The 20,109-nt window shown below is 59.6% G+C and carries 22 protein-coding genes; 8 read left to right on the top strand and 14 right to left on the bottom strand.

Annotation, left to right across the window (positions count from 1 at the left end; translation table 11 throughout):
- Window positions 1-27: 27 nt before the first annotated feature.
- From coaA to hisB, 9 genes are all read right to left on the bottom strand, one after another.
- A complete protein-coding gene (gene coaA / locus FHT87_RS30415) occupies window positions 28-1,023 on the bottom strand; it encodes a type I pantothenate kinase (RefSeq protein ID WP_183734620.1) in 996 nt (331 codons plus the stop codon).
- Window positions 1,020-1,343 carry a phosphoribosyl-ATP diphosphatase gene (locus FHT87_RS30410; protein ID WP_183734621.1) on the bottom strand — a complete coding sequence of 108 codons (324 nt, stop codon included), beginning with the start codon at window positions 1,341-1,343 and terminating at the stop codon, window positions 1,020-1,022. The genes coaA and FHT87_RS30410 overlap by 4 nt, the downstream gene beginning before the upstream one ends.
- 15 nt (window positions 1,344-1,358) lie before the next feature.
- Window positions 1,359-2,147, bottom strand: a complete 789-nt coding sequence (gene hisF, locus FHT87_RS30405) for an imidazole glycerol phosphate synthase subunit HisF (protein ID WP_183734622.1) — start codon at window positions 2,145-2,147, stop codon at window positions 1,359-1,361.
- Window positions 2,147-2,893, bottom strand: coding sequence for a 1-(5-phosphoribosyl)-5-[(5-phosphoribosylamino)methylideneamino]imidazole-4-carboxamide isomerase (gene hisA, locus FHT87_RS30400; protein WP_183734623.1), 747 nt, complete (start codon window positions 2,891-2,893; stop codon window positions 2,147-2,149). Before hisA ends, hisF begins: the two co-directional genes overlap by 1 nt.
- A 5-nt stretch (window positions 2,894-2,898) precedes the next feature.
- Window positions 2,899-3,453: a hypothetical protein gene (locus FHT87_RS30395; protein WP_183734624.1), complete on the bottom strand. Its 555-nt coding sequence runs from the start codon at window positions 3,451-3,453 to the stop codon at window positions 2,899-2,901.
- Window positions 3,453-3,635 carry a hypothetical protein gene (locus FHT87_RS30390; RefSeq protein ID WP_183734625.1) on the bottom strand — a complete coding sequence of 61 codons (183 nt, stop codon included), beginning with the start codon at window positions 3,633-3,635 and terminating at the stop codon, window positions 3,453-3,455. Before FHT87_RS30390 ends, FHT87_RS30395 begins: the two co-directional genes overlap by 1 nt.
- A gap of 66 nt (window positions 3,636-3,701) precedes the next feature.
- Window positions 3,702-4,352 (bottom strand): imidazole glycerol phosphate synthase subunit HisH, encoded by a 651-nt coding sequence (gene hisH, locus FHT87_RS30385; protein ID WP_183806436.1) that lies wholly within the window; start codon window positions 4,350-4,352, stop codon window positions 3,702-3,704.
- Window positions 4,352-4,822 carry a DUF2628 domain-containing protein gene (locus tag FHT87_RS30380; protein ID WP_183734627.1) on the bottom strand — a complete coding sequence of 157 codons (471 nt, stop codon included), beginning with the start codon at window positions 4,820-4,822 and terminating at the stop codon, window positions 4,352-4,354. Before FHT87_RS30380 ends, hisH begins: the two co-directional genes overlap by 1 nt.
- 20 nt (window positions 4,823-4,842) lie before the next feature.
- Entirely contained in the window at window positions 4,843-5,451 is a 609-nt protein-coding gene (hisB, locus tag FHT87_RS30375; protein WP_183734628.1) for an imidazoleglycerol-phosphate dehydratase HisB, read from the bottom strand.
- 177 nt (window positions 5,452-5,628) lie between these two features.
- On the opposite strand from hisB, the gene hslV reads away from it, so the two are divergent.
- The 6 genes from hslV (at window position 5,629) to FHT87_RS30345 (ending at window position 12,813) form a co-directional block, all read left to right on the top strand.
- The gene (gene hslV / locus FHT87_RS30370) at window positions 5,629-6,153 is read left to right on the top strand and encodes an ATP-dependent protease subunit HslV (RefSeq protein ID WP_183734629.1); all 525 of its coding nucleotides are present in this window, start codon (window positions 5,629-5,631) and stop codon (window positions 6,151-6,153) included.
- Window positions 6,150-6,653: a GNAT family N-acetyltransferase gene (locus FHT87_RS30365; protein ID WP_183806434.1), complete on the top strand. Its 504-nt coding sequence runs from the start codon at window positions 6,150-6,152 to the stop codon at window positions 6,651-6,653. The genes hslV and FHT87_RS30365 overlap by 4 nt, the downstream gene beginning before the upstream one ends.
- Complete coding sequence (hslU, locus tag FHT87_RS30360) at window positions 6,650-7,957, top strand: ATP-dependent protease ATPase subunit HslU (protein ID WP_183734631.1); 1,308 nt, start codon at window positions 6,650-6,652, stop codon at window positions 7,955-7,957. Before FHT87_RS30365 ends, hslU begins: the two co-directional genes overlap by 4 nt.
- Before the next feature lie 186 nt (window positions 7,958-8,143).
- Window positions 8,144-9,091 carry a DUF1402 family protein gene (locus FHT87_RS30355; RefSeq protein ID WP_183734632.1) on the top strand — a complete coding sequence of 316 codons (948 nt, stop codon included), beginning with the start codon at window positions 8,144-8,146 and terminating at the stop codon, window positions 9,089-9,091.
- A gap of 48 nt (window positions 9,092-9,139) precedes the next feature.
- Complete coding sequence (locus tag FHT87_RS30350) at window positions 9,140-10,552, top strand: cytochrome P450 (RefSeq protein ID WP_183734633.1); 1,413 nt, start codon at window positions 9,140-9,142, stop codon at window positions 10,550-10,552.
- An 89-nt stretch (window positions 10,553-10,641) separates the two neighbouring features.
- Window positions 10,642-12,813, top strand: coding sequence for a malate synthase G (locus FHT87_RS30345; protein ID WP_183734634.1), 2,172 nt, complete (start codon window positions 10,642-10,644; stop codon window positions 12,811-12,813).
- An 80-nt stretch (window positions 12,814-12,893) separates the two neighbouring features.
- Here the strand turns inward: FHT87_RS30345 and FHT87_RS30340 are convergent, their stop codons facing one another.
- Window positions 12,894-13,574 (bottom strand): L,D-transpeptidase, encoded by a 681-nt coding sequence (locus tag FHT87_RS30340; RefSeq protein WP_183734635.1) that lies wholly within the window; start codon window positions 13,572-13,574, stop codon window positions 12,894-12,896.
- A 2-nt stretch (window positions 13,575-13,576) separates the two neighbouring features.
- Here FHT87_RS30340 and FHT87_RS30335 point away from each other — a divergent pair, with 2 nt between their 5' ends.
- Together FHT87_RS30335 and FHT87_RS30330 are read left to right on the top strand one after the other, a co-directional pair.
- On the top strand, window positions 13,577-13,747 hold the full coding sequence (locus FHT87_RS30335; RefSeq protein ID WP_183734636.1) for a hypothetical protein: 171 nt from the start codon (window positions 13,577-13,579) through the stop codon (window positions 13,745-13,747).
- A gap of 9 nt (window positions 13,748-13,756) precedes the next feature.
- Window positions 13,757-14,251, top strand: coding sequence for an MmcB family DNA repair protein (locus FHT87_RS30330; RefSeq protein WP_183734637.1), 495 nt, complete (start codon window positions 13,757-13,759; stop codon window positions 14,249-14,251).
- Here FHT87_RS30330 and FHT87_RS30325 read toward each other — a convergent pair whose 3' ends face one another.
- From FHT87_RS30325 to FHT87_RS30310, 4 genes are all read right to left on the bottom strand, one after another.
- Complete coding sequence (locus tag FHT87_RS30325; protein WP_183734638.1) at window positions 14,252-14,830, bottom strand: ActR/PrrA/RegA family redox response regulator transcription factor; 579 nt, start codon at window positions 14,828-14,830, stop codon at window positions 14,252-14,254.
- 67 nt (window positions 14,831-14,897) lie between these two features.
- Complete coding sequence (locus FHT87_RS30320; RefSeq protein WP_183734639.1) at window positions 14,898-16,226, bottom strand: ActS/PrrB/RegB family redox-sensitive histidine kinase; 1,329 nt, start codon at window positions 16,224-16,226, stop codon at window positions 14,898-14,900.
- A gap of 107 nt (window positions 16,227-16,333) precedes the next feature.
- Window positions 16,334-18,790, bottom strand: a complete 2,457-nt coding sequence (hrpB, locus tag FHT87_RS30315) for an ATP-dependent helicase HrpB (RefSeq protein WP_183734640.1) — start codon at window positions 18,788-18,790, stop codon at window positions 16,334-16,336.
- A 5-nt stretch (window positions 18,791-18,795) separates the two neighbouring features.
- The gene (locus tag FHT87_RS30310; RefSeq protein ID WP_183734641.1) at window positions 18,796-19,743 is read right to left on the bottom strand and encodes an ornithine cyclodeaminase family protein; all 948 of its coding nucleotides are present in this window, start codon (window positions 19,741-19,743) and stop codon (window positions 18,796-18,798) included.
- Window positions 19,744-20,109 lie beyond the last annotated feature (366 nt).

Here is a 20,109-nt window from a genome sequence, read left to right as displayed (position 1 = left end):
AAGGGTTTTCGTCAGGAATTGCGTAGCTCAAAGCTTGCGCAGCGCCACCTGTTCGATCAGATGATCTTTGCCCTTGTGCAGGATGAGATCGGCACGCGGCCGCGTCGGCAGGATGTTCTGGCGCAGGTTCTTGAGGTTGATATTCGCCCAGAGGTCCTCGGCGATCGCAACCGCTTCTTCATCGCTGATCGATGCATAGCGATGGAAGTAGGAATTCGGATCCCGGAAGGCCGTTTCCCTGAGCCGCATGAAACGCGTCACATACCAGTTGTGGATCTGCGTTTCCTCGGCGTCGATATAGATCGAGAAGTCGAAGAAGTCGGAAACCATTGGCACGATCTTGCCGTCGGCCGGCAGGTCGCGCGATTGCAGGACATTGATACCCTCGAAGATCAGAATGTCAGGCCGGTCGACGATCTTGTATTCATCCGGCAGCACGTCATAGACGAGGTGGGAATAGGAGGGCGCCTTTACATCGGGCAGTCCGGCCTTGATCGCCGACAGGAAACGTAGGATCGCCGCAGTATCGTAGCTTTCCGGAAAACCCTTGCGCTGCATCAGGTTCTCGCGTTTCAGCACGGCATTGGGATAGAGGAAACCGTCCGTGGTGACGAGATCGACCTTGGGACTGGAAGGCCAGCGGCCGAGCAGCTCCTTCAGGATACGTGCCGTCGTGGATTTGCCGACGGCGACAGAACCGGCAATGCCGATCACGAACGGCGTCTTCGCCACATCCGACAGGCTGAGGAAGCGGTTGCGCTGCTCGAACAGCAGCTGCGAGGATTCCACATGTGCCGAAAGCAGCCGCGACAGCGACAGATAGATGCGCCGGACTTCATCGAGATCGATCGGGTCGCCCATGGAGCGGAGCCGTTTGACCTCATCGGCCGTCAGCGTCATCGGCGTGTCGGCACGAAACTTTGCCCACTGTTCCGATGTGAAGAAGTGATAGGGGGAATAGGAAGCGGTCTGGAAGTGATCCAGCTTTTCCGCCACCCCGATAATCTGTGTCGCGATACTCATGAACTCTGCCGGCTGGCCTTTTCCTTGAGGCCGGATTGCGCGGTCCGCCGCGCAAGTTCGGTCATGACATTCTCTACTGGTATTTCAGCAATCTTCAATACGACCAATAGGTGATAGAGAACGTCGGCTGCTTCATAGGTGAGGTTATCGCGGTCGTTGGTGACAGCCGCCATGACAGCTTCGATCGCTTCCTCGCCGAGTTTCTTGGCCGCTTTTTGCTGTCCGCCGGCCACCAGCTTGGCGGTCCAGGATTCGTCCGGAGAGGCCTTCGCCCGCTCTTCGACGATCCGCTCGAGGTCGGAAAGGGAAAATCCGCTCATGTCCTGCTTCCAAACTCAGTCGAGGCGCATCGCGATGCCGCGCTCAGACATATAGTGTTTCGCTTCGCCGACGGAATAGGTGCCGAAGTGGAAGATCGATGCGGCAAGCACCGCATTGGCATGGCCTTCCTTCACGCCGGCCACGAGATCGTCGAGATCACCGACGCCGCCAGAGGCAATGACCGGCACGCGAACGGAATCGGCGATCGCGCGCGTCAGTTCCAGATCGTAACCGATCTTCGTGCCGTCGCGGTCCATAGAGGTGACGAGCAACTCGCCGGCGCCGCGGGCAACCATCTTTTGGGCGAATTCCACCGCATCGATGCCGGTCGCGTTGCGGCCGCCATGCGTGTAGATCTCCCAGGCACTGAAATTATCGCCGCCGACTTTGTGCGTCAGGCGGCGCTTGGCATCGATTGACACGACGATGCACTGATCGCCGAACTTGTCAGCCGCTTCGGCCACAAAATCCGGATTGTTGACCGCAGCCGAATTGATCGAGACCTTGTCGGCACCGCACAGCAGCAGCTTGCGGATATCGGCAATGGTCCGCACGCCGCCGCCGACGGTAAGCGGCATGAAGCACTGCTCAGCCGTGCGCGCGACGACATCGAAGATCGTCTCGCGATTGTCCGAGGAGGCGGTGATGTCGAGGAAGCAGAGTTCATCGGCACCGGCCGCATCATAGGCCTTGGCTGCTTCGACAGGATCGCCGGCATCGACCAGATTGAGGAAATTGACGCCCTTGACGACACGACCGTCCTTGACGTCGAGGCAGGGGATTATGCGGGCTTTCAGGCTCATTATACAGTCTCCTTCGCCCGTGCTGCTTTGATGAGATCGAGCGCCTCCTTGGGATCGATCCGCCCATCATAAAGAGCCCGTCCGGAGATGGCGCCTTCGAGCTTGCGGGCATCCGGTTGAAGCATGCGTTTGATGTCATCGATCGAGGCAAGTCCGCCCGATGCGATGACAGGAATAGAGACGGCGTCCGCCAGTTCCAGCGTCGATGTCCAGTTGATGCCTGTCAGGATGCCGTCACGATCGATGTCAGTATAGATGATCGCGGCAACGCCGGCGCCCTCGAATTTCTTGGCCAGTTCGATGATCCCGAGCTCGGATGCTTCCGCCCAGCCTTCGACGGCCACCTTTCCGCCCTTGGCGTCGATGCCGACGGCAACGCGGCCCGGAAATGTCTTGCAGGCTTCGATGACGAGCGCCGGGTCACGGACGGCAACGGTGCCTAGGATGACGCGGCGCAGACCGCGCGAAAGCCAGTTCTCGATGTGCTCGAGCGTTCGGATGCCGCCGCCGAGTTGAACCGGGTTTTTCGTGGCCTTTAGGATCGCTTCGACGGCATCGCCATTGGCCGAATGTCCCGCAAAGGCGCCGTCGAGATCGACCACATGCAGCCATTCGAAACCCTGCTCTTCGAAGGATTTCGCCTGGGCGGCCGGATCGGTATTGTAGACCGTCGCCTGTTGCATGTCGCCGAGCTTCAGGCGAACGCATTGTCCGCCCTTCAGGTCGATCGCGGGAAAAAGGATCATTCGTCTCAAGTCCGTAGCATCATGGGCACTATCAGTGCATTCCACGCATCTACGATATCCGAACGAAAAAAGACAGCGGCAATGGTGAGAGCGGCGAAAAGGACGATCAGCAGCAGCGCCACGGTGAAGCCGACCCGCACCTGGCGCCAGAAGCCGGTACGCTTCCTCACCGAATTTTCGATGTCGCGCACCTGCCGCAGCGCCTCGCTATTGGTGGCGACAAGCTGGATCTGCGGCTCCATGGCCTCGACATAGGTCTCGGCATAGCTTGAAAGGATCTGCGAGGCACGGTCGCGCAACGTGTTGCGCAGATCGGACGAAAGGTAATTGCTCGTCACCGCCGCGATTTCTGCCTCAATGGGCGAACGGCCAGCATTGCGCTTGCGATAGCTGACGATGAAATCGCGCTTTTGGCGCTCGTAGAGTGCGTAGGCGAGCAGACCGATCAGGTCATCCTCGCCTTCGATATAGAATTCCAGCACGGCTTCGGCGAGATCGCCGGCGCTTATCTCGTCCGATCTCAGCCTGGAATTCTCTTTTCCCGGAAAGGTCTCCTGCATCAGCGGTCGAGCCTTTCTTTCAGTGTCTTGGCAGCATTGGAGAGCGCTTTGCGATGCAGAGCCTCGTCGACCTGGCGGACGATCGTCCCGCCGGGCAGCCTGATATCGACGAATGGCGGCTGGCCCTCTCTGGCAGGCCGCAGCCTGTAAAATATCTTTCCTGTCTTTTGCGAAGCCGGCATCGAGCGCGCTCCTGTATCTGCCTTCCCTTACAGGGGAAATAAGGCGCGCATATTAAAAGCCAGCCCTCAGGGCGCCCAGCGCAGGAAATTCGCAATCAGCGCCAGTCCGAGCTTCTGGCTCTTTTCCGGGTGGAATTGCGAACCAGCCATATTGTCCCGGCCGACGAAGGCCGTCATCGGCCCACCATAATCGGTGGTAGCGATCACGTCAGAGGCTTTCTCGGCAGCGAAATGGTAGGAGTGTACGAAATAAGCATGCAGGCCATCAGGTCCGGTCGGAATACCGTCGAAAAGCGGATGATCCTGTTTCAGGTCGAGCGTGTTCCAGCCGATCTGCGGGATTTTCAGCTCGGGGTCGGCAGGTGTCATCTCGACGACGTCGCCTGCAATCCAGCCGAAACCTTGCGTCACCGTCTTTTCAAGACCGCGCGAGGACATGAGCTGCATGCCGACGCAGATGCCGAGGAAGGGACGCGCCTTTTTCTCGACGCCTTCGAGCAGGGCCTCCGTCATACCAGGCACGGCATCGAGCCCGCGGCGGCAATCGGCATAGGCGCCGACGCCCGGCAGCACGATGCGGTCGGCCGCGGCAACGATCTCCGCCTTGTCGGTCAGATTGATTTCGGCCTCGATGCCGGCTTCGCGGGCCGCACGTTCGAAAGCCTTGGTGGCCGAGCGCAGATTGCCAGAGCCGTGGTCGATAATCGCGACGCGCATTATTTGCGCCCTCCGTCAAAACCGAAGAGACCGAGCGAAGTGGAATGGCCCTGCCGTGCCTGCGGGCCGGAAGCCTGGTTCCATTCGGGCGCCTTCAAATCGGCGCCGGTCTCGATGTTGGAAAAATAGATCTCTTCCGCAAGATCGATCGAGGACGCGCCGATCGCGGCCTCCTCGCGCCAGCCGCGGGAAGCAAGGTTGCGGATGCGGAAATTCTGACCCTCGAACCCGACGAACAGGTTGACGGCAAAGGCGAGCGCTATTCCCGCCGACCCGAAGCCCGGCTCTTCCGTCAGCACGCCGCCGATCGCCTGCAGCGCGAAGGCAATGATCGCATGGAGCCAGAGCCGGTGTGCCAGGAGCCAGATCCAGGGAAAGAGGAAGGCAAGCCACGAGAAACCGTCGCGGATCGTGCGCGTGTCCTCGCGCTGACCATCAGGCGGAACAAGAAAAACGTAGCTGGATGCCATCTGACGCTCCCTGCTGGGGTTCAGGCGAGTGTGCCCTTGGTCGAGGGAACACGGCCCGCCTGCCGTGGATCGATCTCTGTCGCCGTGCGCAGAACGCGGGCGACGGCCTTGAAGCATGTCTCTGCAATATGGTGGTTGTTGGCACCATAGTGATTGAGAATATGCAGGGTGATCCCGGCATTCTGGGCCAGCGCCTGGAAGAACTCGCGCACCAGTTCCGTATCGAAAGTGCCGATCTTCGGCGCGCTGAAGGAAACGTTCCAGACGAGGAAGGGGCGGCCGGAGAGATCGACGGCAGCCTTCGTCATCGTCTCGTCCATGGCGAGGTCGATCGAGGCGTAGCGAGTGATGCCGCGGCGATCGCCGAGCGCCTTGGCGATCGCCTGGCCGATCGCGATACCGGTATCCTCGACCGTGTGATGGTCGTCGATATGCTGATCACCCTTGGATTCGATTTCCATGTCGATCAGCGAATGTCGCGAAAGCTGATCCAGCATATGATCGAAGAAGCCGACGCCCGTCGAAATCGTCGATTTGCCGGTGCCGTCGAGATTGACGGAAACGGAAATGGACGTCTCGTTGGTCTTGCGGGAAACACTGCCCGTGCGGCTTGCTGCGGTCTCGGCCATATGGCTTTCTCCTTGAAATCAAGGTGGTTCCTTATCAGGCAGATTGTGAAATATCCAGAAGCGCAGGGCAGAAAAGGCAGGCCATTTGCAATCGTCGCGCGCCGACTTACATAGGGTTCAACAGGGCCGATGTTCGGCCCGCTGGAATCGCCCGTGAGTTGGGGCAACAGGTGTTTGATGACGACAATTATTACAGTTCGCAAAGGCGGCAAGGTCGTGGTGGCCGGTGATGGCCAGGTCAGTCTCGGCCAGACCGTGATGAAGGGCAACGCGCGCAAGGTCCGCCGCATCGGCAAGGGCGAAGTGATCGCAGGTTTTGCCGGCGCTACCGCTGATGCCTTCACCCTTCTGGAGAGGCTCGAAAAGAAGTTGGAACAGTATCCGGGTCAGCTGATGCGTGCTGCCGTCGAACTCGCCAAGGATTGGCGTACCGATCGTTACCTGCGTAATCTCGAAGCCATGATGCTGGTCGCCGACAAGTCGGTAACGCTCGCTATCACCGGTAACGGTGACGTGCTGGAACCAGAGCATGGCGTCGCGGCCATCGGCTCCGGCGGCAATTTCGCGCTGGCAGCAGCTCTTGCGCTGGCAGACACGGATAAATCAGCAGAAGAGATCGCCCGTCGTGCGCTCGATATCGCTGCCGATATCTGCGTCTACACCAACCACAATGTCATCGTGGAAACGCTGGACGCGGAATGACGGATTACGTCTTCCGTCTCGTCACGGTGGCTGATTTGCCGCTTCTGGCCGAATGGCTGGAACAGCCGCATGTCCGCCGATGGTGGGGCGAGCCGGAGAAGGCGCTGGTCTCGATTGAGGAGCATCTGCGTGATCTGACGGTCGAACTCTATATAGTGACGCTCGACGATAGGGATTTTGCCTTCATTCAGGTGGCAGATCTCGATGATGAAGACGATGCTGCGCTGAACGGCCAGCCCGAAGGCACCTGCGGTATCGATCAGTTCATCGGTATCGAAACGCTTCTGGGAAAGGGTCACGGTCCGGCCTTCATGGCGAATTTCTGCCGGGCGCTCTTCGATAGGGGGAAGAACCGCGTGCTGGTCGATCCTCATCCGGACAACATCGTCGCAATCAGAGCCTATACCAAGGCAGGCTTTCAAAGACTTGGCGAAACCACTACGAATTACGGCCGGGCACTCCTCATGGCCCTGGACCGCCAGGAGAATGATAGACAATGACCACCTTTTCTCCCCGCGAGATCGTTTCCGAGCTCGACCGCTATATTATCGGCCAGCATGAGGCCAAGCGCGCCGTGGCGATTGCGCTCCGCAACCGCTGGCGCCGCCATCAGCTCGATCCGAGCCTGCGCGATGAAGTCATGCCGAAGAATATCCTGATGATCGGCCCGACCGGCGTCGGCAAGACGGAAATCTCCCGTCGCCTCGCCAAGCTCGCCGGGGCACCCTTCATCAAGGTCGAAGCCACGAAGTTCACCGAAGTCGGTTATGTCGGCCGCGATGTGGAGCAGATCATCCGCGATCTCGTCGAAGTCGGCATCGGTCTTGTGCGCGAAAAGAAGCGCACCGAGGTTCAGGCAAAGGCCCATATGAGCGCGGAAGAGCGTGTTCTCGATGCGCTCGTCGGCGCGACGGCTTCGCCCGCCACCCGCGAAAGCTTCCGCAAGAAGCTGCGCAGCGGCGAGCTCGACGACAAGGAAATCGATATCGAAGTGGCCGATGCCGGCTCAGGCATGGGCGGCTTCGAAATCCCCGGCATGCCGGGCGCCAATATCGGCGTGCTGAACCTGTCTGAAATGTTCGGCAAGGCGATGGGCGGCCGCACCAAGAAGGTGCGCACCACGGTGAAGGCATCTTATACGGACTTGATCCGAGACGAATCCGACAAGCTTATCGACAACGAAGTCATCCAGCGCGAGGCCGTTCGGTCGGTCGAGAATGACGGCATCGTCTTTCTTGACGAGATCGACAAGATTGCGGCGCGCGATGGCGGCGCCGGCGCTGGCGTTTCCCGTGAAGGCGTTCAGCGAGACCTGCTGCCGCTCGTCGAAGGCACGACGGTTTCGACCAAGTACGGCCCGGTGAAGACGGATCACATCCTCTTCATTGCCTCCGGTGCCTTCCATGTTTCCAAGCCGTCGGACCTGCTGCCCGAACTGCAGGGCCGTCTGCCGATCCGCGTTGAACTGCGTCCGCTGAACAAGGAAGACTTCCGCCGCATCCTGACGGAAACCGAGGCAAGCCTGATCCGCCAGTACAAGGCACTGATGGAAACCGAAAGCCTGACGCTCGACTTCACGGATGACGCGATCGATGCGCTTGCCGATGTCGCCGTCCACCTGAACTCCTCTGTCGAGAATATCGGCGCCCGCCGCCTGCAGACGGTTATGGAGCGCGTACTGGACGACATTTCCTATAATGCACCGGATCGCGCCGGCACGGACGTGAAGATCGATGCTGCTTACGTGCGTGAACATGTCGGCGATCTGGCGCAGAATACTGATCTGTCACGCTTCATCCTGTGATCGGCAAATATCGGTTTTTGCCTTTGCGCAGGTAATGCCAAAACTTTGACGATCCTAACTCTCGACAGCGGGCCTTTTACTTTCTAGTGAAAGGCCCGCTTTGTTTTTTTACCGGCTTTATTCGGACAAGATTCTGGTCCAGTCAGCCGCTTCACAAAGACGACAGGGAAGACGGGAAAGCAGATCGTGCGACGCCTTTTGACAAGCCTTGTGATTGCCATGACCATTGCAGGCTCGGTTCCTGCCCTTGCCGCGCAGGCTGTTCCGCCCGGCAACCGTCATGCCGAGCAGCCGGATATCCCTGGCGCTTCTGTCCGCCGCACCAAGGGCACCAAGACGACCTTCGATCTCAAATATGAGAAGGTCTATGACCTGCTGTCGACCGACCACGAACTCATGGGCAAGATCAAGAAGGTCTCAAATGCCTATGGCATCAACCCGATCCATGTGATCGGCGCGATCGTCGGCGAGCACACCTACAATGTCGACGCCTATGATCGCCTCCAAGCCTATTACGTCAAGGCCGCCTCCTATGCCGGCGAAAGCTTCCGTTTTGCCTATGATGGCGAAAACGTCGACGATTTTGTTGACCGGCCGCAATTTGCCGCCTGCAACGGCAAGAGCGATTCCTACACGCTCTGGAGCTGCCGCGAGGATGTCTGGGAAAGCGATTTCCGCGGTAAGACCATTGGCGGCAAGAGCTTCCCGAACAACCGCTTCAGCGCTGTCTTCTTCCAACCCTTCTATGCCGGCCAGACCTTCGGTCTCGGCCAGGTCAATCCGTTGACGGCGCTCATGCTGTCTGATCTGGTCAGTCGTGTTTCCGGCTACCCGAAGCTGAACGAAAAGAATGCTGGCTCGGTATATAAGGCGATCATGGACCCCGACATCTCGCTCGCCTTCGTCGCCGCCTCGATCCGCAGGTCGATCGACGACTACAAGGAGATCGCCGGCGTGGATATCTCCGACAATCCGGGAGTGACGGCGACACTTTATAATGTCGGCAATTCCCGTCAGCGCGCCGCAGCCCTTGCCGCCAAGAATCATTCCTCCGGCACGACGGTCTGGCCGGAAGAGAATTATTACGGCTGGCTGATCAACGACAAACTGGACGAGCTGAAGGGCCTGCTCTAACCTCCAGGCCTGCCGGGAAGATGATATTTCCGGCGAAAGGCTTTGCTCATGGATATGCGTCCGGACCCCTTCGTTCCTCCGGCACCGTTGCCGCGTACCGTGCCGCCGTCGCGGCTCGAGATCATCAGGACAATTTTCCGCAATCCGCTGGAGCTCTGGGGCGAGCCGTCCTACACGCTGCCGTGGATTCGCACTAGTTTCTTTGGCCAGAGAACGCTGATCGTCAACGATCCCGGTCTCATCAAGCATGTGCTGGTCGACAATGCCAACAATTACCGCATGTCCGACATTCGCCAGCTCGTGCTGCGCCCGATCCTGCGCGACGGACTTTTGACGGCGGAAGGCCTTGTCTGGAAACGCTCGCGCAAGGCCGTTGCGCCCGTCTTCACGCCGCGTCATGCAAAAGGGTTCGCCGACCAGATGCTGCGCCAGTCGGAAGACTACGCCCGCAAATATGCTGATGTCGGCGAGACCGGCACGATTTTCGATATCAGCACCGACATGACGGAGCTGACGTTCGCGATCCTTTCCGACACGCTGTTTTCCGGCGATATCGTCACCTCCAGCGGCCACTTCGCCGATGATGTTAACGAGCTGCTGCATCGCATGGGCCGCATCGATCCGATGGATTTGTTGCGGGCGCCATCCTGGGTTCCACGTGTGACACGCATCGGCGGCCAGAAGGTGCTGGAAAAATTCCGCGCCATCGTGCGCAACACCATGGATATGCGGCTTGCCAAGATGAAGGCCGACCGCAGCAAGGCGCCGAACGATTTTCTCACTCTGCTTCTAGAGCAGGCCGGTCCCGATGGCCTGACGAAAGAGGAGATCGAGGATAATATCCTCACCTTCATCGGCGCCGGCCACGAGACGACCGCCCGCGCGCTCGCCTGGACGCTCTATTGCGTCTCGAACAGCCCGCATATCCGCGAGGCGATGGAAAGGGAGATTGATGCGGTGCTCGCGTCAGATGTCGAACCGGTCGAATGGCCGGATCTGATGCCGCAGACACACGCCGCCTTCGAGGAAGCTTTGCGCCTCTATCCGCCGGCCCCGTCGATCAATCGGGCCGCTATCTCGGATGATTCCTGGACAAGCGCCAAGGGTGAACGGGTCGAGATCGAAACCGGTGTCACCGTGCTCGTCATGCCCTGGACGCTGCACCGTCATGAACTTCATTGGGATCGGCCGCGCGCCTTCATGCCGGAACGTTTCCTGCCGGAAAACCGCGCCTCAATCGGCCGCTTCCAGTTCCTGCCGTTCGGCGCCGGTCCGCGCGTCTGCATCGGCGCGACGTTTGCGCTTCAGGAGGCGGTGATCGCGCTGGCCGTTCTGATGCATCGCTATCGCTTTGATTCCACCGACCAGACGAATCCCTGGCCGGTACAGAAGCTGACGACACAGCCGCAGAACGGCATCCCGATGCGTGTCACGCGGCGGACTGTTTCCGGGTGTGCATAAATCTTTCGAATTGTTGCTGAATTGACTGTGAGTGAAAGCCGGGCAAAGTGGCAGCATCGAGAAAGCTGCCACTGCAAGGGAGACACCGCATGAGCCGCATTGAAAAGACTGGTCTCTTCATCGAAGCCGTCCTCCATGATTTCCTCGTGAAGGAGGCGTTGCCGGGCCTCGCCATCGATGCGGACAAGTTCTTCGCCGATTTCTCGGCGATCGTTCACGATCTTGCGCCGAAGAATCGTGCACTGCTTTTGAAGCGCGATCAGCTTCAGGCAAAGATCGACGATTGGTATCGTCAGAACGGCGCCCCGACAGATATGGACGCCTACCAGTCCTTCCTCAAGGAAATCGGCTATCTCTTGCCGGAAGGCCCGGATTTCCAGGTGTCGACCGCCAATGTCGATGCCGAGATTGCCTCCATTGCTGGCCCGCAACTCGTCGTTCCCGTCATGAACGCCCGCTACGCGCTGAATGCCGCTAATGCCCGCTGGGGCTCGCTCTATGATGCGCTCTACGGCACGGACGCTATCCCGGAAACGGACGGCGCTGAGAAGGGCAAGGGCTATAATCCGAAGCGCGGCGAGAAGGTCATTGCCTGGGTTCGCGATTTCCTTGATTCCGCCGCCCCCCTCGACGGCAGTTCCTGGAAGAATGTCGGTGCCTTCGCCGTCAAGAACGGCGCTCTGGCGATCGCTGCTGCAGATGGCAAAGCTCTGCCCCTGAAAGATGCCGGACATTTCGCCGGCTATCTTGGCGATGCAGATGCGCCGACGCATATCCTCCTGAAGAATAACGGCATCCATATCGAAATCGTACTCGATGCCTCAACGCCGATCGGCAAGATCGATCCGGCGCATATTTCCGACGTCTGCCTGGAATCGGCCATCACTACGATCATGGATTGCGAGGATTCGGTAGCCGCTGTCGATTCCGAGGACAAGGTCGTCGTCTATCGCAACTGGCTCGGTCTGATGAAGGGCGATCTGCAGGAGGAAGTGACGAAGGGCGGCTCGACCTTCGTCCGCAAGCTCAACCCGGATATAGCCTATACGGCACCAGGCGGCGAAAGCTTCGAGCTGCACCGCCGTTCGCTGATGCTGGTGCGCAATGTCGGCCACCTCATGACCAATCCGGCGATCGTCGATCGCGACGGCAACGAGGTACCGGAAGGCATCATGGATGCAATGATCACCGGCCTGATTGCGCTCTACGATGTCGGCCCGTCCGGACGCCGCAAGAATTCGCGTGCTGGCTCCATGTATGTCGTCAAGCCCAAGATGCACGGGCCGGAAGAAGTTGCCTTCGCCGTCGAGATCTTCTCGCGCGTTGAAGATGCGCTCGGCATGCCGCGCAACACCATGAAGATGGGCATCATGGACGAGGAACGCCGCACGACCGTCAATCTGAAGGAATGCATCCGTGCTGCCCGCGAGCGCGTCGTCTTCATCAATACCGGCTTCCTCGATCGCACCGGCGATGAAATCCATACATCGATGGAAGCCGGCCCGATGATCCGCAAGGGCGATATGAAGCAGGCCGCCTGGATTGCCGCCTACGAAAACTGGAATGTCGATATCGGTCTGGAATGCGGCCTCTCCGGCCATGCGCAGATCGGCAAGGGCATGTGGGCCATGCCCGACCTGATGGCCGCCATGCTGGAGCAGAAGATCGCCCATCCGAAAGCCGGCGCCAACACTGCATGGGTGCCGTCGCCGACGGCCGCTACCCTGCATGCCACGCACTACCACCAGATCAATGTCGCCAAGGTACAGGAAGGCCTGAAGGATCGCGCTCGCGCCAAGCTCTCGGATATCCTCTCCGTACCGGTTGCCGTACGGCCGAACTGGACATCGGAAGAAATCCAGCGCGAGCTCGACAACAATGCGCAGGGCATTCTCGGCTACGTCGTGCGTTGGGTCGACCAGGGTATCGGTTGCTCGAAGGTGCCCGACATCAACAATGTCGGCCTCATGGAAGATCGCGCGACGCTGCGCATTTCCGCCCAACACATGGCGAACTGGCTGCACCACAAGATCGTCACCAAGGAGCAGATCATCGAAACGATGAAGCGCATGGCGGCGGTCGTCGATCAGCAGAATGCCGGTGATGCGGCCTACATAAAGATGGCCGGAAATTTCGAAGATTCTGTTGCCTTCCAGGCGGCACTCGATCTGGTCCTGAAGGGCAGGGAACAGCCAAACGGCTACACCGAACCGGTCCTGCACCGCCGCCGCATCGAGCTCAAGGCGAAACAGGTCGCCTGAACCTGAGCAAGCCAGATATATAAAAAGGCCGCCGGATCGAAAACCCGGCGGCCTTTTTTATACCGAATTCAGTATCTAGCTTACTGGATAACGATGACCTTGGAGGTGGTCTTGCCTGGGCGGACGCGGCTGTAGAGGTCGATCACATCCTGGTTCATCAGGCGGATGCAGCCCGACGAGGCGGCGGTGCCGATCGAGGCCCATTCCGGAGTGCCGTGCAGGCGGAAGAGCGTGTCTTTGCCCTCTTCGTTGAAGAGATACATGGCGCGTGCGCCGAGCGGATTGCTGAGGCCCGGACCCATGCCGTCTTCGACATACTTGGCAATTTCAGGGCGACGGACAGCCATTTCCTTCGGAGGATGCCAGTTCGGCCATTCCTGCTTCCAGGCGACATAGGCCGTGCCGGACCATGCGAAGCCCTGCTTGCCGACGCCGATGCCGTAGCGGACGGCCTTGCCGTTGGGGAGGATGTAATAGAGGTGACGCTCGCGCGTGTTGACGATGATCGTGCCGGGGCGCTCGTCGCTCTGGTAGCTGACAATCTGACGACGGAATTCCGGCTTGACGCGGTCGATCGGGATTGCCGGCAGGGAGTATCCGGCATCCGACGTTACGCCATAGGCGTCGTTGAAGATTTGTGCCGTCTGAACGGTCGGACCCGCGCCTCTGTCGTTGGACGCGGTTTCGGACGTCGTGGAGCAGCCGGCCAGTGCTAGGGTCGCCAGCAGGCCAAATACAGGGAATGCATTGCGGATGCGCATGGATGACTCGTGAAGGTTTTGGGGCAATGAAGGACAGTCTTTCGACCATCGTTATTTATGGTTTATTTTCGATTAACTTCGCCTTTGCAAGGCTGCTGCGGTGCGACAAAATCCATCTGCGCCGCAAATTAGAAGCGCATGGTTTTTTTGCAACAACAGCCAACCCCATCTGACGGTTATCCATGACGATTTTGAGCGTTTATAATAACAATCCGTTAATCGATGGCCGGCAATCGGACAGGGCGATGATGGTGCGCCGTGGCATGCAGGTTTTGCTTCACGACATGCGCCACGCGGTGCTGCCGGAACTGCCGCTGGCGAGCGGCCGCCGGGCCGATCTGATTACAATCTCTGAAAAGGGAGAGGTCTGGATCATCGAGATCAAGACATCGATCGAAGACTTCAAGGTCGATCGCAAATGGCCGGATTACCGTCTGCATTGCGACCGGCTATTCTTCGCAACACACAAGGATGTGCCTGTCGATATCTTCCCGGAGGAGTGCGGCCTTTTTCTTTCAGATGGTTACGGGGCGCATATGCTGCGTGAAGCGCCGGAACACCGCCTGCCGCCGGCGACCCGTAAGGCCGTGACCCTAAACTTCTCGCGCGCTGCTGCGCAGCGGCTGATGATGGCCGAATGGGCAAACGGCAAGCCGTTCAACGTGCATGACGTCTAATTATTTCGGGGCGCGCTTGGCGAGGATGCGCTGCAATGTACGGCGGTGCATATTAAGCCGGCGCGCCGTCTCAGACACGTTGCGCTCGCATATTTCATAGACACGCTGGATGTGTTCCCACCGCACCCGGTCCGCCGACATGGGGTTTTCCGGCAGTTCCGCCTTCTCCCCCGGCCGCTGCGTGAGCGCCGCAAACACATCATCGGCGTCGGCGGGTTTTGCCAGGTAATCCACAGCCCCGAGCTTCACTGCCGTCACGGCAGTGGCGATATTGCCGTAGCCCGTCAGCACGATGATTCGCGTATCGTCGCGGCGCTGGCGAATCGCTTCGATAACGTCGAGGCCGTTGCCGTCGCCGAGCCGCAAGTCGACCACGGCATATTTCGGCGGCCGGCCCTTGGACTTTGCCACACCTTCCGCCACCGATTCGGCCGTTTCCACATGAAAGCCGCGTGCCTCCATAGCCCGTGCTAAACGACGCAGAAACGGGCCGTCGTCGTCGACGATCAGCAGGCTCGGGTCAGGCCCGATATGCTCCTCGCTGGAGCCGGCGGAAATCTCGTGGTTCTGATCTGTCATCGCTACGGTCCCGGCGGTTGAATGTCCGAATGCGTCAACCGCTTATATCTTGTTTATGCCCACAAAGTCATTTTGTCGAATTTGCGTCGATCAATACGCGCGGCCATTCGATTCGAATGCGGGCGCCGGCATTTTCCGGATCGCGGTTTTCGAAAAGCAAAGATGCGCCTGAGCGCTCCAGCAGCGTTTTGGCGATGAAAAGCCCCAGTCCCAAGCCTCCAGCCGTATCTTCCCTCTGCCGTTTGGTGACGTAGGGTTCACCGATACGCGTCAGAATATCGGGCGCGTAGCCGTTGCCGTCGTCCTCGATGACGATGAGCACCTTTTCGTGATCGTGCTCGACCGTGACCGTCACCTTCTCTCGCGCATAGTCGACAGCGTTCTCGATCAGGTTGCCGAGCCCGTACATGATGCCGGCATTGCGGTCGGTAACGGGCTCGCCCCTGCGCGGGCTCTTCTCTATCAACTCCAGCTTGATGCCGAATTCGCGATGCGGCGCCACAATTTCCTCCATCATCGAAGAGAGGGGTAGTCGCCGCAGATGCGCCTCACCCTCGGCAGAGAGCGTCGTCAGCCGGCGAAGGATGTCGCGACAGCGCTCGCTCTGGCTGCGCAGAAGCTGAACATCCTCGCGGAACCGGTCGTCATTCTTGAGCTCGCGCTCCATCTCCTTGGCAACGACGCTGATCGTGGCAAGTGGCGTGCCGAGCTCATGCGCAGCAGCGGCCGCAAGCCCGTCGAGTTGGGAAAGATGCTTTTCCCGCTGCAGCACCAGCTCAGTTGCCGCCAGCGCGTCGGCAAGCTGGCTTGCTTCCAGCGACACCCGATAAGCATAGAAGGCGGCAAAGGCCATGGTCGAAGCAATTGAACACCAGACGCCGAACTGCATGACATTGTGGACGTTGATTTCCATCCCGTCGTACCACGGAAGCGGAAAGGGCGAGAAGGCAAGCACGGTAATGCAGACCATCGCAAAGCCGATCAATGCTGTGCTGTAGCGGATTGGCTGTGAGGCGAAGGAAATGATGACGGGAACGCAGACCAGTGCCGCAAAGGGATTGGCAAGGCCGCCAGTAATGAAGAGCAGCGCGCAGAGCTGCAGAAGGTCGAAACCCAAAAGCGCGAAAGCGGCACGCGGTTCAAGCCGGTGAGTCGGCGGATAGCGGATCGTCAGATAGAAATTCACCCCGGCGAGTGCGGCAATCAGCGAGCAGCTGGCAACCAGCGGCAGGGGGAATTTCAACAGGAACGCGACGATGAAGACTGTGACCGCCTGGCCGATCACCGCCAGCCATCGTAATCGCACCAAAGTCTGCAGGCGCAGCCGCCGGCTGCTCAGCCTGTCTTCCAGCGTCTGGGTTTCGCTCTTCTCTATCACGCCAGGCTCCCACCGCATCGGCCCGAAAATCGGATCGATTTCCGGAGAGCCTTATGCGTAGATTCAAAGGCTTATAGCATCCTTCGTGCGTCCGAATGGACGCACGGCGCTCCAAGGCCGGCGGATTATGTACCACGGGGCTTTGCCCTTGTCGTCGGCGCCGCGTCATCAGGCTTCTCCGGCCAGGGATGTCTTGGATAGCGCCCCCGCATATCCGCGCGCACGTCTTTCCACGAGCCCGCCCAGAAACCGGGCAGATCGCGGGTCGTCTGGATCGGTCTGTGGGCCGGCGAAGTAAGCTCCAGAAGCAGAGGCAAGCGTCCGCCGGCGACCGCCGGATGCAGCTTGAGACCGAAAAGCTCCTGTACCCGGATCGTCAGCGTCGGTTCTTCGCCGTCATACTGGATCGGATGGCGTTGCCCCGTTGGCGCCTCGAAATGCGTTGGTGCAAGCCGTGCAAGATCGCGCTGCAGGTCGTGCGGCACGAGTGCCATCAGCCCGTTGGAGAGCCCGGAGACGGAAATATCCGAAAGTCCTCTCGCGTCCGTCTGGAAAGGGATGAACCAGTCTTCCATGTGGTCGAGCAGTGCTTCGTCGCTCATATCGGGCCATGGTTCACCGATCGTCCGGTGCAGGAAGCCGATTCGCTCCCGAAGCTGCAGGGCCTCCTTGGAAAAGGGAAGCTGATCGAGCCCCAATTCCTGCAATCCTTGCGCAAGCGCCCGCACCACCGCCTCGCCCGAGGGACGCGGAAGCGGCGCTTCCTCGAAAACGATCGCGCCAAGCCTTGTGGCTCGACGTGCCCGCACCTGCCGGCTCTGCCTGTCGAAAAAGGTCTGGTCGTCTGTCCGGATTTCGCCCGGCAGCTCAACTTCGATGTCGGCACGGGAAATGTCCGCTGCCGCCAGAATTCTCCCCTGTGCGGCCCGGCCCGTCAGGTCGGCAATGACCAGCATCTGGCTGCCAGCCAGCCGCTCGGTCTCTGCCAGCTCCGCACCGCGGCCATTTGCCATGACATATCGCCCGCGCGCGCCGCGCTGAAGTGCGACCCGATCCGGGAAAGCGTGCAGGAGAAGTCTTCCTGCAAGCGCAGGTTCAGCACTCGAAATCTTGTTGAAGCGTTCCGAGAGCCTTCCCGCGAGCCGCCTCGAAGCCTCCGCCCTTTCGCCTTTTTCACTTTTGAACCGTCGGAGACGCTCTTCCAGATCGAGACTGGTGCCGCCGAGCCCTTGCTCGGTCAAAAGTACTGAGATCAGCGCTGCATCCTTGGCATGACCCGATTCACCAGCCGAAACCACCATGGCAGCCAGCCGCGGCGGCAGGGCGAGGTCGCGCATCACCTTTCCGCGCGCCGTCAACGCTCCGTCCTTGTCCAGTGCCCCGAGCTGTACCAACAGCGCGCGGGCTTCCTTGATTGTCGTTTCCGGCGGCTGATCGACAAAGGCGAGCAATTTTGTGTCCTGGACGCCCCAATGGGCAAGATCGAGGACGAGACCGGAAAGGTCGCTCGAAAGGATCTGTGGTGGCGTGAAGGCCGGGAGCGCCGCCGTCTGGCCTTGGTGCCACAGACGGATGGCGATGCCCGGCTCCGTTCTTCCGGCGCGGCCGGCGCGCTGATCGGCCGAAGCGCGCGACACGCGCACGGTTTCCAGCCGCGTGATGCCTGTCGATGCCTCGAAGACCGGCAGTCGCTGCAGCCCGCTGTCTATCACGATCCGCACGCCGTCGATGGTGATCGAAGTTTCGGCAATCGAGGTCGCAAGCACGATTTTGCGCGTACCTGGTGCTGCGGGACGGATCGCCGCATCCTGCTCCTTCTGCCCGAGATTGCCGTAGAGCGGCGCAATTAGCGTCTCGGGGCCGAATCGTCCCTGAAGCCGCTCTGCCGTCCGGGTGATCTCCGCCTGACCAGGAAGAAAGGCGAGGATAGATCCCGATTCGCTCGCACGAAAATCGGCGATCGCCCGCACCATCGCATCTTCGATTCGCTCGCCGCCCGGCCGGTCTTGATAGCGAATCTCGATCGGAAAGCTTCGCCCCGTGCTTTCGATAACAGGCGGATGATCGAGCAGGATGGCGACCCGCTCGATATCGAGCGTTGCCGACATCACAAGGATGCGAAGATCCTCGCGAAGCGCCGATTGAACGTCAAGCGCCAGCGCAAGACCGAAATCGGCATCCAGCGACCGCTCGTGAAATTCGTCAAAGATCACAGTCGAGACGCCGGAAAGTTCGGGATCATCGAGAATCATGCGGGCGAAGACGCCTTCTGTAACAACTTCGATCCGCGTCCTCGCCGATATCTTGTTATCGAGGCGCATGCGGTAACCGACCGTTTCGCCCACCTGCTCGCCCAGCAGAGACGCCATCCGGCTTGCCGCGGCGCGTGCCGCCAGCCGGCGGGGTTCCAGCAGGATGATTTTCCCGTCGCCGCGCCAAGCCTGGTCAAGCAGATGAAGCGGTACGAGCGTCGTTTTCCCGGCGCCCGGAGGAGCCGAAAGTATCGCGCGCTTCTCCGTGCCAAGCGCCGCGCTGATGTCGGGCAGCACATGCGAAACCGGAAGCTCCGGCAAAAAAGGCATGGTCTTCACTTTCGGCCCGTTACCATTTCATAGGCAAGGATGGCGGCGGCCAGATCCTCGAGCGCTGCACCAACGGATTTGAAGAGCGTGATTTCTTTATCGTCCTTCCGTCCACCGCAACTGCCGGAGATCAGTTCCGCCAGCTCGCCGCGTATATCGTCTGCTTTTAATACCCCGCTTTTCAGCGGTTGCACGATGTCGCCGCCTTCGCTGAGCGCGCCGGCTCTCGTATCTACATATACGGCGGAGCGACGCACGGCATCATCATCGCTCTCGCGCATGCTGGGTTTGAAAGCGCCGACAAGGTCGAGATGGGCTCCGGGCTTAAGCCACTCGCCACGAATAAGCGGCTCGCTGGAGAGCGTTGCACAGGAAATGATATCGGCTGTTTTCGCTGCTGCTTCAATATTGCTCACAGCCTCGGCTCGCAACCCAAGTGCTCGCGCTTCCTCGGCCACCTTCTCCGCCGTTTCGCTATTGCGTCCCCAGACATGGTAGCGCCGGATCGGTCTGACTATCCCGTGTGCCTGCATGAGGTTGAGTGAAAGTCGGCCGGTACCGCAGACCAGCATTTCCTCCGAATCCGCTCGCGAGAGACAACGAGACGCCAAAGCGGAAGTCGCTGCGGTCCGTCGAGCCGTCAGTTCTCCGCCCTCGATTACCGCCAGCATCTGGCCGGTTGCTGCAGAGGAAAGCAGATAGCTTCCAAAAATCGCTGGAAGGCTTCGGCGAACATTGCCTGGAAAGACGGAAACAGTCTTGATGCCTGTATATTGCCCGGGAAGCCATGCCGGCATCAGCAGAAGAGTGGCATTTTCTTCCCCGGGCACCTCCATATCGTGATGATGGCGAACGGGCATGACGCAGGTGCTTCGAAACATTGCCTCGATGGCGTCGATAAGCTCCGCCCAAGGCAGCGCTGATCGCGTCTGTTGTTCATCGAGTACAAGCATTCTCAAACTCCGTATCGGCATGGATATATATGTGTTCCAGACTACCGATTGGGGCGGTCGAGGCAAGCGCTTGGAATTCGTGGCCACCCTGCCCATATAAAGAAGGCACTCAAAATCGAGACAGCTTGACCGTATCGAGCGAAAACCGATCCGAAACAGAGTGATTTTTGCCGGCAAATTGGCCCGTTCGATCGAGCGCTCAAAAACCACAAGCAAAATCAACCTGTTACAAAAATGTCAAAAAAGTTGGATTGGATGTGTTGACTGTTTTGATGTGTGAGGATTATAAGCCCAGTCACTGACGAGGGCGGCGGCGCTGCTGGCGACGAAGTTCCTCGTTCTGAAGAAATCAAGCGGATTGGCGGG

The sequence above is a fragment of the Rhizobium sp. BK316 genome (genome assembly GCF_014193695.1).
Classification (GTDB): domain Bacteria; phylum Pseudomonadota; class Alphaproteobacteria; order Rhizobiales; family Rhizobiaceae; genus Rhizobium.
This window is presented reverse-complemented; position numbering and strand designations above follow the sequence as displayed.